At 47.0% G+C, this 511-nt stretch carries 2 tRNA genes and 1 rRNA gene; all 3 read right to left on the bottom strand.

Annotation, left to right across the window (positions count from 1 at the left end):
* A 23S ribosomal RNA gene (locus ACX1DY_RS31525) occupies positions 1-119 on the bottom strand; the annotation flags it as partial.
* Positions 120-304: 185 nt separating this feature from the next.
* Positions 305-380, bottom strand: a tRNA-Ala gene (locus tag ACX1DY_RS31520).
* A 21-nt stretch (positions 381-401) separates the two neighbouring features.
* Positions 402-478 (bottom strand) — tRNA-Ile (locus ACX1DY_RS31515).
* Positions 479-511 lie beyond the last annotated feature (33 nt).

The raw sequence follows: 511 nt of genomic DNA, 5'->3' as shown, positions 1-511 counted from the left end.
TTCGGACACCCCCGGATCAAAGCTTGCTTACAGCTCCCCGAGGCAGTTTCGTTGTTCGCCACGTCCTTCGTCGGCTCCTGGCGCCTAGGCATCCTCCGTGTGCTCTTATTAGCTTAACCTCGATTTTTCCGCTAGGAAAATATCGGACCACTAGGATCTTCATTCCCACACAGTATCAATCGTATCAACTAATAACTATTTCAACTTGCTTAACACAAGTTTCAGCTAAAAGATGTTCTAAAACGCATTTTCGTTTCGGTATCCAGTTTTCAAGGATCAAGGTCTTGCTCTTGATGAAGTTTGTTGGTGGAGCCAAGCGGGATCGAACCGCTGACCTCCTGCTTGCAAGGCAGGCGCTCTCCCAGCTGAGCTATGGCCCCAAAATAAAATTTCATGTTATATGGTGGGCCTTGGTGGACTCGAACCACCGACCTCACCCTTATCAGAGGTGCGCTCTAACCAACTGAGCTAAAAGCCCATATAACATATATAACATTGTGAATCAACCAAA

It is taken from the genome of Paenibacillus sp. BAC0078, assembly GCF_054483875.1.
The sequence above is the reverse complement of the archived record's forward strand: the minus strand, read 5'-3'. Positions and strand labels throughout refer to the sequence as shown.